Genomic DNA, 14,521 nt, shown 5'->3' on the forward strand with positions numbered 1-14,521 from the left:
GCTGCAGGCGCGCCGGTCAGGCGCAGGAATCGTCTGCGCAGGCGACGAAGTTCTTCTTCAGGTACGTGACGATCTTGGCTTGCGTCCAGGTGGCGCCGGCCGGATCGACATAGCTGGTGTTGCCGAACTTGACCAGCACGTTGGTCGCACCCGGGGCCAGGCACTTGTTCAGGGTGGAATTGAGCACCTTGAAGTTCAGCCAAGCCACCAACATCAGCTTCTGGAACTCACCGCAGGTCGACGAACCCGGGCCGTACACGCCGGGCGTGCCGGAAGGCTTCTTGGGCGAACCGTTGAGGATGCTCCAGACCGAATCGTCGGAACTCACGCCCGCAATCGTTGCGCCGGTGCCCGACAGCAACTGGCCCACCGTGTACGCCTTGTAATAGCTGGCGGTGCCGCTGGTCGCGCTGCGGCTCAGCGGCGCACGCGTCCACGGGCTCGTCGGCAGACCGGCGCGCGTGGAGTTGTTCAGCCAGCAAGCGGTGGTGTAAGTCTCGTCCGGGAACAGGCGGGTCACGTCCTGCGAGCGGGTGTACGAGCTGTTGGACATGCCCTGCGCCGAACCCCAGGTGGACGCGGTGTTGCAGTGCCAAGCCATCACCGGGCGGCTGGTCAGCGTCAGGGCGGTCGGCACCGCGGCGCCGCCGAGCTTGATGAAGCGGCGACGGCGCTCGGAGGCCAGCTGGCGTGCGGACGCATCGACGGAAGCCGGCGCTTGCGGCGTCGACTGGGAGTCGTGGAATTGGCGTTCGCTCATGACAGTGGCCTCGTGTAGGGGGTGGATTGCACCAGCATGGGGCGCAATTCCTTGTGTAACGGCAGTGCGCGGCATCTTATCGGGCGTCGCGTCGTTTGGGTGGGGAGTGTTCCACACAACGAGTTTTCAGGGGTGGCGCGGTCCCCCTTGATTGGGTGGCTCGGGGGCGTCGGGGAGGGGCTGAGCACCGCGGTTTTGGGCGGGCAGCGGCGTGAATCGCGGCCGGCGGCGGCCCATGCCGCTGTTTTTGCCGTCTGTCGCGCGGCGGCGGCGGCGCGGGCGTGAACTGCAGACACTGCGCGGCATCGACAAACCGGGAGATCGGCATGAAGCGTTGGCTGTTGTGGGTGTGTGCGGCATCGGTGTGCGCGGGCAGCGCGTGGGCGGGTGACAACGACTGGCGCCTGCGCATCAAGAAGGAAGCCGATGGCTGGACTGCCAGCTTTTCCGGCCCGATGGAGTACGGCAGCGGCAAGAACCGGGTGCGGGGCTCGGGCGTCAAGGTGGAAAAGGTGCGCGCGTTGTCCACCTTCACCAAGCTGCGCATCGACGGCCCGCTGGACGTGAAGCTGGCTCAGGGTTCCAGTGACCAGGCCACGGTGGTTGCCGACGACAACGTGGAGCCGTTGGTGGACACGGTCGTCGAGGGCGACGCGCTGGTGGTTCGGCTCAAGCGCGACGCGGGGTTTGTCACCCGGTCCGCACCGCAGGTGCGCGTCAGCGCGCGCAGCCTGCAGTCGGTGGCGATCCAGGGCTCGGGCGACTTGACGGTCGACAGCTTCAAGGGCGATGCCCTGGCGCTGAGCGTCGTGGGTTCGGGCGATGTGCGCCTGGGGTTGTTGGAGGTGAAGGACTTCAGCGTCAGCATCAGCGGGTCTGGCGACGTGCACGTGGCGGGGCGCGCGGATCAGCAGACCTGGCAGCTCAGTGGCTCGGGCGATGTGGACGCGCGCGCGCTGTCCGGCCGCGCGGCCAAGGTCAGCCTGCATGGCTCGGGCGACGTGGCTTTGGGCGTCACGGAGCAGCTCGACGCCCAGCTCAGCGGCTCGGGCGACCTGAGCTATGCCGGCCGGCCGCAGTTGCGCCAAAGCGTCAGCGGCTCGGGTGAGATTCACCGCCGGTAGGCGCTTGGGCAGCCTCGGCCCAGAATCGAGGCGTGACGGACGACAAGCTTTGGTGGGAGACGCTGCAGGGCGGGCCGGTGTTGCTGGCTCTGTTCGATGTGCACGACCAGGTGCAAAGCGCGAACGCCGCCTACCGCGAGGCTTGGGGCATGGCCCCCGGGGCCCTGCCCAGCTGGAGTGACCTGTGGGCCGCGGCCCAGGCGCAGGGACTGGGCCCGGTGGGGCCGCCGGAGCGGCGCGCCCGGTCCGGGCCGCGTGCGTTCGAGCAAGCCTGGCGAGACGGCCGCCGCTACTGGTGGGTGGAGCAACGCCTGCCGAATGGGCATTTGGCGGTGACCGGCATGGACATCACCGGCCAAGCCCGCCCACGGCCGGCGGGCGGACAGGTGCTGGACGCTCAGGTGGGCCTGGAGTTGCTGCAGTCCCTGCTGGCCGACAGTTCGGCGTGGCCGTTGTCGGTGGCCACGTTGCCCGCCACGACCGACACCGAGGCTTTGCTGGGCCGCATCCGCGGCGAGGACCGTTGCGCACGTCTGGCCGATGGCCGCTTGTTGCTGATCCTGCCGTCCACCGGGCCGGCCCAGGCCGTTGCGCTGGGTGAGCGGCTGGGCGCGGTGTCGCTGGTCGAAGCCGCCTGGGGCGACTCCGCCAGCACGCTGTTGGCTAGGGCTTGAGCTTCAGATCGCGACCCTGGGCTTGGGCCGGTGCGGGCAGCCCGGCGATGGCGGCGAGCGTGGGGGCCAGGTCAGCCACTTCCACGCGCTGCTTCATCTCACCCTGACCCACGCGGCTCGGACCCCAGAACAGCAGCGGCACGTGCGTGTCGTAGTCGTGCGGGCTGCCGTGGGTGCTGCCGCCGGGGCGGTAGCTGAAGATCCAGTGGCGCTTCAGCACGATCTGCAGCTGCGCGGCGCGGGTCGGGTCGAAGGACTTGCGCATGGCGTCCAGGTAGGGCGTGGCGGTGTCCGAGCCCAGCAGTTGCTCGCGCGTGAACACGGCGGCCACGCCGGGCAGCTTGAGCAGTTCGTCCCGTGCGGCAGCTTGCACTTCGGCGAACTTCAAGCCTTTCTCGTTCGCCAGCGCTTCATTCAGCAGCAGGCCGGAGGCGGAGAAGTCCCGCGCAAGGCGGTCCACGCCGAAGCGGGCCGACAACGCCGCATTCACCACGGCCAGCGACGGCGCGGTGTTGAAGCGGCCCGCGTCGCGGCCTTGCGTGGCGGCCCACTCCGGCGTGTCGGTGAAGCCGTGGTCGGCCGTCAGGGCCAGCACGTAGTTGCCGGCGCCCACCGTGCGGTCCAGGTGCTGGAAGAAGGCCTGCAGGTGCCGGTCCAGGTGCAGCAGGTGGTCGTGCGACAGGCGGGACTCGGGCCCGAACGCGTGGTTGATGTAGTCGTGGCTGGACAGGCTCACCGACAGGATGTCCGTCACTCCGCGCTGGCCGAGCTTCTCGTTCGTGATGGCCGCGCGGGCAAAGGCCAGCGTCAGCTCGTCACCGAAGGGCGAGGCCAGCAGGTTGCCGTAAAAGCGCGGGCCCGGGCCGTCCATCTTGTCGCCGATCACCGCGGGCAGCGTGTTCCCGTTGCCGCTGGCCACCTGCCAGGTCTGGCCGTCGGGCACCGAGCGGGCGTAGGCCGATTCGGGCAGCAGCGGGGCCCAGGTCTTCTTGAAGAAGCTGTCGGCCGGCTTGGCGGCGTTGAAGTCGGTCACCCACTGCGGGTGGCTGGGCATGTAGTAGGTGCTGGACGCGAAGCGGCCCGTCTCTGTCATGTACATGTAGGCCGTGCCCTTGTGCCCGGCCGGCAGGATGGCGCCGCGGTCTTTGCCCGAGATGCCGATGACCTTGGACGCTGGCGAGCGGGTGCGCAGCACGTCGCCCAGCGTTTCCACCTTCAGGTTGCGCGGGCTTGTGCCCGACAGAGGCGCCGTGGGGCTGTCGATGTACTGGTAGGCCGTGTCGCCGGTGTTGTAGACCTGGGCGCCGGTGGCGGGGTCGCGCCATTCGTTGCTGATGATGCCGCTGCGCTGCGGGTAGGCGCCGCTGAGCATCACCGAGTGGCCTGCGGCCGTGACGGTGTGGCCGTGGCCGTAGTGGGCGTCCGAGAACCAGCGGCCGTGGTCCAGGAAGCGCGCGAAGCCGTCGGGCGCGAGTTGGTCGCGGTAGCCGGTGACCTGCCGCATCGGCAGACCGTCGATGACGACCAGCACCACCAGTGGCGGCGCATTTGGGGTGGCAGGGGCGGGCGCGGAAGCCGGGGGCGGCGTGGTCGAGCAGGCGGTGAGGGCGCTGGCCAAAGCCAGGCCCAGCAGGTGGCGTCGGGTGGTCAACATGACGGATTCGTGACAGCGGGGTGCGCGAGCTTACGTCGTCACAATGTCTGGCTTGTAAAGCCATGCCGCCTGCCTTGACCGCGCCTGCCCCCGCTCCTTCGCTGCCGACCGGCCAGCCTCCGCGCCTCGACATCCACGGTGCCGTGGCGCGCATCACCTTGCGGCGGCCCCAACAAGCCAATCGCTTGTCTGCCGATGACCTGGAACACCTGCACGCCCACCTGGCGGCCGTTCAGGCGGACCTCGCGGTGCGCGTGCTGGTGCTGCAAGGGGAGGGGCGGTACTTTTGCAGCGGCTTCGACCTGGGCTCGCTCGGTGTGGTCGACGCCGGTGCGCGCTTCGGCGAACTGGCCGATGCCCTGGAGGCGGCGCGCCCCATCACCGTGGCCCGCCTGCACGGCGGGGTGTACGGCGGAGCGGCGGACCTGGCGCTGGCCTGCGACTTTCGCCTGGGCGTGCCGGCGGTGCAGATGTTCGTGCCGGCGGCGCGCATCGGCCTGCACTTCTATGCCGGCGGCCTGCGGCGCTTGGTCAGCCGGCTCGGGCTGGCCACGGCCAAGCAGGTCATGCTGGCGGGCCGAACGCTCGAGGCACCGGCCTTGCAGGCCTGCGGCTTTCTGGATGAACTGCTGGCGGATGAGGTGCAGCTGGACCTCGCCATTCAACAGCTGACCGACACATTGAGCGGCATGGCGCCGCTCGCACTGCTGCCGATGAAGCAGCACCTCAACGCGCTGGCGGCGGGGCAGCTGGACGCCGCACGGTTGGCCGACGACATCCGCCGGGCCCGAGATTCGGCCGATCTGGTCGAGGGCCAGGCGGCCTGGGCCCAGAAGCGAACCGCTCACTTCAAGGGGTGTTGAAAGCCCTAGGCTGAGCCGGGCGCGACATCGTGGAAAATACGGGGCCCGAACGCCTGCCCGGCGTCACCCTTACAACACTCTTCGACAGGACCAGCGTGGCCAAAGAAACCACCAAGACCACCATCGAAGCGGATGGTCTGCGCTACCGCTCCAAAGCTCCCGGCTCGCCTTTCGCGGCGACTTCCTCCTTCGGCGCGGCCACGATGTCGTGCTTCCTTTGCGGCAAGCATCGCCCCCGCGCGATGCTGAAGTCCAAGAAGTTGCTGGGCAAGTCGCAGCCGGTGTGCTCGCCGTCTTGCAAGGAACTGGACGCCCAGATCGCGGCCAAGTAACCGCCGACGCCAGTCCAAACCAAAACGCCGCTGGGGAGTGATCCTCAGCGGCGTTTGCTTTTTTGGAGCCGCCGGTTCACCCGGCCGTCACGGCGTCGCGGGCGGCCTGGCGGGTGCTCACCCCTGTCGGAAGCAGCGGCCGCACACCGAGCGGTAGCGCGCGTTGCCGCCGATTTCCACCTGCGCGCCTTCGGTCACCTTGCGGTTGTGGGCGTCCACGCGCATGTTCATGGTGGCTTTGCGGCCGCAGTCGCAGATGGTTTTCATCTCGTCCATCTCGTCGGCCAGCGCCAGCAACGTGGCCGAGCCCGGGAAGAGTTCGCCCTGGAAGTCGGTGCGCAGGCCGTAGCAGATGGCCGGCAGGTTGCGCAGGTGGGCCATCTCGTGCAGCTGCTGCACTTGTTGCTTGGACAGGAACTGCGCTTCGTCCACCAGGATGCAGGCGATGCCGGGCGTGGCGTCCATCAGGGCCACGAAGTCTGTGGTGGCGTCGAACTGTTCGACTTCCCGCTGCGGACCGAGGCGCGAGGTGACAAAGCCATGGCCGTAGCGGTCGTCCAGCCGCGCGGTGAAGATCCGCACGCGGTGGCCGCGTTCTTCGTAGTTGTGGGCCACCTGCAGCAGGGCGGTGGATTTGCCGGCATTCATCGCGGCGTAGCGGAAGAAGAGCTTGGCCATGGGGGTCTCGGGAACGGAGCGGCATTGTCCCCGCAGCCCGACCCCGCGGATCGGGGCCGGGTAAGCCCCCGATGCGCATCGATTGCAAGCCGAAACCGCGGGGTTGCGAGATGGCGCTGTCATTTTCGCCGTGCGTCAATGTCCCTTTCGCCTCGACCTGTCTGAAGAATGAGCAAAGACACCGTCACCGCGGTCCGCCAGGATGGCCTGCGCTATGCGTCGAAAGTGGGCGGATCGCCCTTCCTCGGCAGCGGCCACACCCGCTCCTGCTTCAAGTGCGGCAAGCACCGCGCGCCGGCCAGCCTGCAGTCCATCCGGCTGCTCGGTCGCAACGAGGTGGTCTGCAAGCCCAATTGCAAGGCCGAGCCCTGAGCGGCTGACGCCCCCGGCTGACGTGCCGCCGCCGTGGCGGCACGGCTCCTTCTTTCGATGCCCCCTGTGAGCCGCGGCGTGACGCCCCGGCCTGGCGTTGACGTCTCGGCATCAAATGCATAGCATGATATGTATTTGATGCCGAGGGGAGCGCCATGGTGCAGGACGTTGTCAGGGAGCTGGGCCACCTGAGCCTGGGCACGCGCTTGCGCCGCATCGGCGAGCTGCTGCAGGCCCAGACCCAGGCGGTGCTGGCGGCGCATGGCTTCGAGCAGCCGGCGGCCTACTTCCCGCTGCTGGCGGCGCTGGACCGCCTGGGCGACTTGAGCGTGGGAGAGCTCAGCCAGGCGGTGGGCGTCAGCCAGCCCGTCGTCACGCGATCATTGCGTGGGCTGGAGGCGGATGGGCTGGTCGAGTCCGCCGCCGTCGAGGGAGACCGGCGCGTGCGGCGCATCGTGCTGAGCCGCGCAGGCCGCAACCTGGTGCATCGGGCCCGGCAAGAGGCCTGGCCGGCCATCGAGGCTGCCGTGGCCCAGGCCTGCGAAGGGCTCAGTGGCCCGCTGCTCGCCCAGCTGGCAGGGCTGGAGGACGCGTTGGCCGAGGGGTCGCTGCACCACCGCGTGACGCAGGCCGGGGGCCGGGCATGACGCCGCTGGATCACCCCGTCTGGGCCAGCCTGGTGCATCAGCCCCACTGGGCCGAAGGCGGCCCGCTGGCCCGGCGCTTCAAGCCGGACATCAACCGTTTCGCCGCGGCGCTCGATGACAGCGCGGAGAGCCTCGCTGCGCTGGCCGACCTGGTGGGTGAGGGCGATGACGCGGTCTTCATCGCCCAGGTGCCGCCCGTCGTCGTGCCGACCGGCCTGGGCGTGGCCAAGGCGGCCCAGGGCGTTCAGATGCTGGCCGAACGGCTGCTGCCACCCGACGAGGATGTCCAACTGCTGGGCGAGGCGGACGCGGCGGACATGCTCGCCCTGGCCACGCTGACCGAGCCCGGGCCCTTCCTGCCGCGCACTCACACCATGGGCCGCTTCGTCGGCCTGCGCATCGACGGGCGGCTGGTGGCCATGGCCGGGCAGCGCATGCGCTTTCCCGGCCATGTGGAGGTGAGCGGCGTCTGCACTCACCCGGCTTTCCGCGGTCAGGGCCTGGCGCGGCGGTTGTCGGCGGCAGTGACGGCAGATCTGCAGGCCCGCGGCGAGCAGCCCTTTCTGCACGCTTGGGCGAGCAACACCGCCGCCATCGCCCTCTACGAAAGCCTGGGCTTCGTCACGCGGGCCACCCTGAACATCGCGGTGCTCAAACGCCTGCCAGTGTGAGCGCCGGGGTGGCACTCCAGCCGCCCCCCAGGGCGCGGATCAGGCCGACCGTCGCCTGGTACTGCGCCGACTTCACCTGCAGCGCGGCCCGCCGGTTGGCGAGCTCGCTGCGGCGGGCGTCCAGCAATTCCAGCTGGCTCACCAAGCCGTTGCGGTAGCGCGCGTCCGACAGCTTCAGCGCCTGACCGGCCGCGCTGACCGCGCGGGCGTTGGCCTCGCCTTGCGCCTGCAGCAGCGCCAGTGCGCCGAGCTGGTCTTCCACGTCCTTCAGCGCCAGCAGGAACTGCTCGCGGAACGCGATGGCGGTGCCGTCCAGCTGCGCCTGCGCGGCGTTGACGCCCGCCTCGCGCCGGCCGCCGTCGAACAGCGGCAGCGCACCCAGCAGGCCCACGCCCCAGCTGCTGGCGCCGCTCTTGAGCAGGTTGGACAGTTCGCTGGACACGCCACCGCCCTGCGCCGTCAGCGTGAGGCTGGGCCACCAGGCGGCGCGGGCCTCGCCCACGCGGGCCTGCGCGGCTTCGAGCTGGCTGCGGGCGGCGGCGAGATCCGGGCGGCGTTGCAGCAGTTCGGAGGGCAGGCCTGCCGGGACGGCGGGCAGCGCGGTCGTCCAGGTCACGGGCGCCAGGCGGAAGTTGGAGGCCGGCTCGCCCAGCAGCACGGCCAGCGCGGTTTCGAGTTCCACGCGGCGGCGGTCCAGGGACAGCGCTTCGGCCTCGTTCGCGGCCAGCTCGGCGCGCACGCGGGCCAGGTCGAGGTCGGCCACGTCACCGGCGCGGGCGCGCTTCTCGGTCAACGCCAGGGTCTCGGCGTAGGCCGCGACCGTGCCCTGCACGAGGTCGCGCTCGGCATCCAGCGCCCGCAGCGCGAGATACCCGCGGGCCACGTTGGCCTGCACCAGCAGGCGGGCATCGGCCAGCAGCTGCTCGCGGGCCTGCACGTCGAGTGCAGCGGCATTGCGCTCGTGCAGCAGGCGGCCGCCCAGGTCCAGCTCGTAGGCCAGGTTGAGGCCGGCGCTGTACTGCGTGGCGCCGGGGGCGCCCGGCGTGGGCGTGCTGCGGCTGGCGCCGGCCGAGGCGCCCAGCTGCGGCAGGCGTGCGGCCTGGGCCGAGCCCAGCGCGGCGCGGGCCTGCGCCAGCCGGTTGGCCGCCGCCTGCACGCTGGTGTTGGCGGCCATGGCGCGGGCGACGAGGTCGTCCAGCACCGGGTCGGCAAAGGGTTGCCACCAGCTGGCGGTCAGCGCAGTCGTGGCGTTGGCGACTTGGGCCGTGTGGGCCTTGTAGGTGGCCGGAGCCTGGGGCAGCTGGGCGGGGTCGACACGGCCGACCGAGGCGCAGCCGGCCAGCACCAGTGCGGCCACCAGGGAAGTCAGGGTTGCTTTCATGATCACTTTCCTCGTTGCGGCAGGGCGTCGATGACGGGGGCCGGGTGCGGGGCGGGCGCGCTCGGGGCGGCGGTCTGGCCGCCGTGGTGGCGCAGGGGCGCGTTGCCGGTCAGGCGGCGCACGATGACGTAGAACAGCGGCGTCAGGAACAGGCCGAAGAAGGTCACGCCGATCATTCCGGCGAACACCGCCACGCCCATGGCCTGGCGCATTTCGGCGCCGGCACCGGTGCTCAGCACCAGCGGCAGCACACCCATCACGAAGGCCATCGAGGTCATCAGGATGGGCCGCAGCCGCAGCCGTGCCGCCTCCAGCGCCGCCTGCACCGGCGTGCGGCCGGCGAACTCCAGCTCGCGGGCGAACTCGACGATCAGGATCGCGTTCTTCGCACTCAGGCCCACCAGCACGATGAGGCCGATCTGCGTGAACACGTTGTTGTCGCCGTGGCTGAGCCACACGCCGGTCATCGCCGCCAACAGGCCCATGGGCACGATCAGCAGGATGGCGATGGGCAGCGTCAAGCTCTCGTACTGCGCCGCCAGCACCAGGAACACCAGCAGGATGGCCAGCGGGAACACCCACACGGCGGAGTTGCCGGCGATCTTTTCCTGGTAGGTTAGGTCGGTCCACTCGTAGCCGATGCCCGGGGGCAGCGTCTCGGCGGCAATGCGCTCCACGGCGGCCTGCGCCTGGCCCGACGAGAAGCCGGGCGCGGCGCCGCCGTTGATGTCGGCGGACAGGAAGCCGTTGTAGCGCATGGCGCGTTCCGGGCCGAAGCTGGGCTGCACCTTCATCAGCGCCGACAGCGGCACCATCTCGCCCGACGACGAGCGCACCTTCAGCGCGCCGATGTCCTCGGCCCGGGCGCGGTAGGCGGCATCCGCCTGCACGCGGACCGAGTAGGTGCGGCCGAACTTGTTGAAGTCGTTCACGTACAGGCTGCCGAGGTAGATCTGCATGGTGTCGAACACGTCCGTCACGGCCACGCCCAGCTGGCGGGCGCGGGTGCGGTCGAGGTCAGCGAACAGCTGCGGCACGTTGACCTGGTAGCTCGAGAACAGACCGGCCAGTTCCGGCGTCTTGTAGGCCTTGGCCATGAAGGCCTTGGTGGCTGCGTCCAGCGCCTCGTAGCCCAGGCCGCCGCGGTCCTGCAGCTGCAGCTTGAAGCCGCCCGTCGTGCCCAGGCCCTGCACGGGCGGCGGCGGGAACATGACGATGAAGGCGTCTTCGATGGCGCCGTACTGCGCGTTCAGCTGGCCGGCAATGGCGCCGGCGGACAGGTCTTTGCTCTTGCGCTCTTCAAAGGGCTTGAGGGTCGCGAACACGATGCCCGAGCTGGAACTGTTGGTGAAACCGTTGATCGACAGGCCGGGGAAGGCCACCGCGTGTTCCACGCCCGGGGTCTTGAGCGTGATGTCGGTCATGCGGCGGATGACGTCTTCCGTGCGGTCCAGCGTGGCGCCGTCAGGCAGCTGGGCGAAGCCGATCAGGTACTGCTTGTCCTGCCCCGGCACGAAGCCGCCGGGCACGGCCTTGAACAGGCCCACCGTGGTGGCGACGAAGGCCAGGTAGATGACCATCATCACCGTCTTGCGCGACATCAGCGCTTTCACGCCGCCGCCGTACTTCTCGGAGCTGCTGGCGAAGAGCTGGTTGAAGCGACCGAAGAAGCCGCCCAGCACGCGGTCCATGGCGCGGGTCAGCGCGTCCTTCGGTGCGTGGTGGTCCTTCAGCAGCATCGCGGCCAGGGCCGGCGAGAGCGTCAGCGAGTTGATGGCCGAGATCACCGTCGAGATGGCGATGGTCAGCGCGAACTGCTTGTAGAACTGACCGGTCAGGCCGGTGATGAATGCCAGCGGCACGAACACCGAGATCAGCGTCAGCGCGATGGCGATGATGGGGCCCGAGACCTCGCGCATCGCCTGGTAGGTGGCGTCCCGTGGCGAGAGGCCGGCAGCGATGTTGCGCTCCACGTTCTCGACCACCACGATGGCGTCGTCCACCACGATGCCGATGGCCAGCACCAGGCCGAACAGGCTCAGCGCGTTGATGGAGAAGCCGAAGCCGTGCATCACCGCGAAGGTGCCGATGATGGACACCGGCACGGCCAGCAGCGGAATGATGGACGCGCGCCAGGTCTGCAGGAACAGGATGACGACCAGCACCACCAGCGCCACGGCTTCCAGCAGTGTGTGGATGACCGACTCGATGGACGCACGGACGAACTGCGTCGGGTCGTAGACGATGGTGTAGTCCACGCCTTCGGGCATGGCGGTCTTCAGGTCCGCCATCGCGGCGCGCACGTTGGTGGAGATGTCCAGTGCATTGCCACCAGGCGCCTGGAAGATGGGCACGGCGACGGCGGACTTGTTGTCCAGCAGCGAGCGCAGCGCGTATTCGCTGGCGCCCAGCTCGATGCGGCCCAGGTCACGCAGGCGCGTGACGGCACCGCCCGCGCCGGTCTTCACGATGATGTCGCCGAACTCCTCGACCGACTGCAGCCGGCCCTGGGCGTTGACCGACAGCTGCAGGTCCACACCGGCCAGGCCGGGCGAAGCGCCGACGACGCCGGCGGCGGCCTGCACGTTCTGGCCGCGGATGGCGGTCACCACGTCGCTGGCCGACAGGCCGTGCTCGGCCACCTTCTGCGGGTCCAGCCAGACGCGCATCGCGTAGTCGCCCGAACCGAACATCAGCACCTGGCCCACGCCCGGGATGCGCGCGAGGCGGTCCTTCACATTGAGCAGCGCGTAGTTGCGCAGGTAGGTCATGTCGTAGCGGCCGTTGGGCGAGGTCAGGTGCACGACCATGGTCAGGTCGGGGCTGCTCTTGACGGTCGTCACGCCCAGGCGCTTGACCTCTTCGGGCAGGCGCGCTTCGGCCTGGCTCACGCGGTTTTGCACCAGCTGCTGGGCCTTGTCGGGGTCGGTGCCGAGCTTGAAGCTGACGGTCAGCGTCATCAGGCCGTCGGTGGTGGCCTGGCTGCTCATGTAGAGCATGTCCTCGACGCCGTTGATGGCTTCTTCCAGCGGCGTGGCCACGGTTTCAGCAATCACCTTGGGGTTGGCGCCGGGGTACTGGGCGCGCACGACGACCGAGGGCGGCACGACGTCGGGGTATTCCGAGATCGGCAGCGCGCGGATCGACAGCAGGCCGCCGATGAAGATCAGCAGCGACAGCACGCCCGCGAAGATCGGGCGGTCGATGAAGAATTTGGAGAGATTCATGAGGGCTCCTGGCGCGAGCGCTGCGGTTTCAGGCGACAGCACGCCCCCCGCAGGCCGGTGATGCCGGCCCGCAGACAGCGCTCGCGGGTGGGGTTTAGGCTTCTTGGATCAGGAGGTTTTGGCGGCCGCCTGCTGGGCACTCAGCTCGGGCTTGGCGTCCATGGCGACGTCCTTGGGCGCGAGCACCGAGCCCGGTCGCACCCGCTGCACGCCACCGACGACGATGCGCTCGCCGCCCTTCAGGCCGCTGGTCACCACGCGCAGGCCGTTCACGCTGGCTCCGAGCGTCACCGGGCGCCACTCGGCCTGGTTGCCGGTGCCGACGACGATGACAAAACGCTTGTCCTGGTCGGTGCCCACAGCGCGCTCGTTCACCAGCAGCGCGGGTTCGTTCCTGGCCTGGCCCATGCGCAGCTTGGCGAACTGACCCGGAATCAGGCGGCCGTCCTTGTTGTCGAACACCGCGCGCACGCGCAGCGTGCCGCTCTTGGCGTCCACCTGGTTGTCCACCAGCTGCAGGCGGCCGGTGAGCGAATCGCTGCCGGTGGCCATCTCGACCGGGATCTTCTCCAGCCCGCGGCGGTCCCCCGGCAGCGCGGCCAGAGCGCCGGTGACGATCTTCTCGTCGGCGTCGAAGCTGGCGTAGATGGGGCTGACCGACACCAGCGTCGTCAGCACCGGCGCGCCTGCTCCCGCAGCGACGAGGTTGCCCGTCGTCACCTCGATCTTGCCGACGCGGCCGGCCACCGGGGCGCGCACTTGCGTGTAGCTCAGCGACAGCTGGGCCGTCTGCAGCGCGGCCTGGGCGGCACGCAGGTTGGCGGCGGACTCGCGGGCCGCGTTGTCCTTCTCGTCGAACTCACGCTTGGCCACGGCGCGGTCGTCCCACAGCGACTTGGCGCGCTGGGCCTCGCTCTGCGAGTAGATCACGCGGGCCTGGGCCGCAGCGACTTGCGCTTCCATGCGGGCCACCTCGGCCTGGTAGGGCGCGGGGTCGATGGTGACGAGCAGGTCGCCGGCCTTCACGAGGCTGCCCTCGCGAAAGTGCACGGCCTGCACGGCGCCCGACACGCGGGCCCGCACGTCCACGCGGTCCACGGCTTCCAGGCGGCCGGAGAACTCGTTCCAGGCGGCCACGTCCTGGCGCACGACTTGGGCGACGGAGACCGGCGTGGCGGGCGGCACGGCGGGGCCGGCGTCGGCGTCGGCTTGGGCCGGGTGGCTGAAGGGGCCGAAGCCGATGGCCGCGACAGCCACCAGCGCGGTGGCGCCGGCGATCAAGCTGAGGCGGCGGTTGAAGCGAGGGGGGGTGTTCATTTCGAGTTCTCTCCGAGGGTCATTCAGGCAGCGACAAGGCGCGGCGGGCCGCCTCGCGCAGGAAGTCGTGGATGGGGTTGAGCGTGTGTTCCGGCGCCAGCGTGGGCAGCGTCAGGTCGCGGGCACGGCCGCCGTGTTCGCGCAGGGCGGTGGCGTAGCGGCGGGCCTCGTCGTTCAGCGGGTGGCCCGTCACGCTCAGCACCAACGCGGGCGCCAGGCCGGCCAGGCGCGTGGCATTCAGTGGCGCGGCGTAGGGGTGGTCGGCGCGGATGCAGTCGCCCAGATACGCCTTCCAGCCCTTGGCGTAGTGGCACTCGCAGCCGCCGCACTCGCCCTGGCGCATGGAGGCGCTGCCGAGTTGCGGGTCCAGCATGGGTGACACGAGCAGCTGGCCGGCCAGCGCGGGGGCGTGTTGGTCCCGCGCCATCAGCGCCAGGGCGGCGGCGAGGTTGCCACCGGCTTCTTCACCGCCGACGAACAGCGCGGTGTGGGCCGAGCCGGTCAGCAGGGCGGGCCTGGCCGCCAGCGTCTGCAGGGCCTGGAACGCGGCGGTGAGACCGGTGGGGAAGGGGTGCTCCGGCGCGAGGGGGTAGTCCAGGGCCACCACGTCGGCGCCGGCCTCGGCCAGCAGCTCGTTGCGGTCCCGCGAGTCGGCCGCCGAACCCTCGGTGAAGCAGCCGGCGTGCAGCCACAGCAGCAGGGCACGGTCCTGTCCCTGCAGCGGTCTGCGGGCCTTGTAGATCTGGGCCACGCGGCCCGGCGCGGGGCCGAGGCGAACGGTGGCAGGGGTGGCGATCTTGTCCATGGCCTGAACGATAGAG

14 protein-coding genes are annotated in these 14,521 nt (G+C 70.0%); 7 read left to right on the forward strand and 7 right to left on the reverse strand.

Annotated features, from left to right (window positions below; all coding sequences use genetic code 11):
• Nucleotides 1-16: 16 nt before the first annotated feature.
• Nucleotides 17-760, reverse strand: a complete 744-nt coding sequence (locus ACG01O_RS12170; RefSeq protein WP_394384889.1) for a hypothetical protein — start codon at nucleotides 758-760, stop codon at nucleotides 17-19.
• Nucleotides 761-1,086: 326 nt separating this feature from the next.
• On the opposite strand from ACG01O_RS12170, the gene ACG01O_RS12175 reads away from it, so the two are divergent.
• Nucleotides 1,087-1,884: a head GIN domain-containing protein gene (locus tag ACG01O_RS12175; RefSeq protein ID WP_394384891.1), complete on the forward strand. Its 798-nt coding sequence runs from the start codon at nucleotides 1,087-1,089 to the stop codon at nucleotides 1,882-1,884.
• Nucleotides 1,885-1,916: 32 nt separating this feature from the next.
• Entirely contained in the window at nucleotides 1,917-2,558 is a 642-nt protein-coding gene (locus ACG01O_RS12180; protein WP_394384893.1) for a PleD family two-component system response regulator, read from the forward strand.
• Here the strand turns inward: ACG01O_RS12180 and ACG01O_RS12185 are convergent.
• Nucleotides 2,548-4,212, reverse strand: a complete 1,665-nt coding sequence (locus ACG01O_RS12185) for an alkaline phosphatase family protein (RefSeq protein ID WP_394384894.1) — start codon at nucleotides 4,210-4,212, stop codon at nucleotides 2,548-2,550. The two genes, ACG01O_RS12180 and ACG01O_RS12185, sit on opposite strands and share 11 nt — an antisense overlap.
• Nucleotides 4,213-4,274: 62 nt before the next feature.
• On the opposite strand from ACG01O_RS12185, the gene ACG01O_RS12190 reads away from it, so the two are divergent.
• Both ACG01O_RS12190 and ACG01O_RS12195 read left to right on the forward strand, forming a co-directional pair.
• The gene (locus ACG01O_RS12190) at nucleotides 4,275-5,075 is read left to right on the forward strand and encodes an enoyl-CoA hydratase/isomerase family protein (RefSeq protein WP_394384896.1); all 801 of its coding nucleotides are present in this window, start codon (nucleotides 4,275-4,277) and stop codon (nucleotides 5,073-5,075) included.
• Nucleotides 5,076-5,170: 95 nt separating this feature from the next.
• Entirely contained in the window at nucleotides 5,171-5,407 is a 237-nt protein-coding gene (locus tag ACG01O_RS12195; protein ID WP_056266878.1) for a hypothetical protein, read from the forward strand.
• A 117-nt stretch (nucleotides 5,408-5,524) separates the two neighbouring features.
• On the opposite strand, the gene ACG01O_RS12200 is transcribed toward ACG01O_RS12195, so the two are convergent.
• Nucleotides 5,525-6,085, reverse strand: coding sequence for a thymidine kinase (locus ACG01O_RS12200; RefSeq protein WP_394384899.1), 561 nt, complete (start codon nucleotides 6,083-6,085; stop codon nucleotides 5,525-5,527).
• 168 nt (nucleotides 6,086-6,253) lie between these two features.
• Between ACG01O_RS12200 and ACG01O_RS12205 the strand changes: the two genes are divergently transcribed.
• The 3 genes from ACG01O_RS12205 (at nucleotide 6,254) to ACG01O_RS12215 (ending at nucleotide 7,775) form a co-directional block, all read left to right on the forward strand.
• Nucleotides 6,254-6,457 carry a hypothetical protein gene (locus ACG01O_RS12205; RefSeq protein WP_394384901.1) on the forward strand — a complete coding sequence of 68 codons (204 nt, stop codon included), beginning with the start codon at nucleotides 6,254-6,256 and terminating at the stop codon, nucleotides 6,455-6,457.
• 155 nt (nucleotides 6,458-6,612) lie between these two features.
• Nucleotides 6,613-7,104, forward strand: coding sequence for a MarR family winged helix-turn-helix transcriptional regulator (locus ACG01O_RS12210; protein WP_394384903.1), 492 nt, complete (start codon nucleotides 6,613-6,615; stop codon nucleotides 7,102-7,104).
• On the forward strand, nucleotides 7,101-7,775 hold the full coding sequence (locus tag ACG01O_RS12215) for a GNAT family N-acetyltransferase (protein ID WP_394384905.1): 675 nt from the start codon (nucleotides 7,101-7,103) through the stop codon (nucleotides 7,773-7,775). The genes ACG01O_RS12210 and ACG01O_RS12215 overlap by 4 nt, the downstream gene beginning before the upstream one ends.
• On the opposite strand, the gene ACG01O_RS12220 is transcribed toward ACG01O_RS12215, so the two are convergent.
• From ACG01O_RS12220 to ACG01O_RS12235, 4 genes are all read right to left on the reverse strand, one after another.
• Complete coding sequence (locus ACG01O_RS12220) at nucleotides 7,756-9,156, reverse strand: efflux transporter outer membrane subunit (protein ID WP_394384907.1); 1,401 nt, start codon at nucleotides 9,154-9,156, stop codon at nucleotides 7,756-7,758. The genes ACG01O_RS12215 and ACG01O_RS12220 overlap by 20 nt on opposite strands.
• A gap of 2 nt (nucleotides 9,157-9,158) precedes the next feature.
• A complete protein-coding gene (locus ACG01O_RS12225; protein WP_394384909.1) occupies nucleotides 9,159-12,383 on the reverse strand; it encodes an efflux RND transporter permease subunit in 3,225 nt (1,074 codons plus the stop codon).
• 108 nt (nucleotides 12,384-12,491) lie between these two features.
• Entirely contained in the window at nucleotides 12,492-13,700 is a 1,209-nt protein-coding gene (locus ACG01O_RS12230; protein WP_394384911.1) for an efflux RND transporter periplasmic adaptor subunit, read from the reverse strand.
• Nucleotides 13,701-13,719: 19 nt separating this feature from the next.
• The gene (locus ACG01O_RS12235) at nucleotides 13,720-14,505 is read right to left on the reverse strand and encodes an alpha/beta hydrolase fold domain-containing protein (RefSeq protein ID WP_394384913.1); all 786 of its coding nucleotides are present in this window, start codon (nucleotides 14,503-14,505) and stop codon (nucleotides 13,720-13,722) included.
• Nucleotides 14,506-14,521: the final 16 nt, after the last annotated feature.

The organism is Pelomonas baiyunensis (assembly GCF_043555935.1).
GTDB lineage: Bacteria > Pseudomonadota > Gammaproteobacteria > Burkholderiales > Burkholderiaceae_C > Pelomonas > Pelomonas baiyunensis.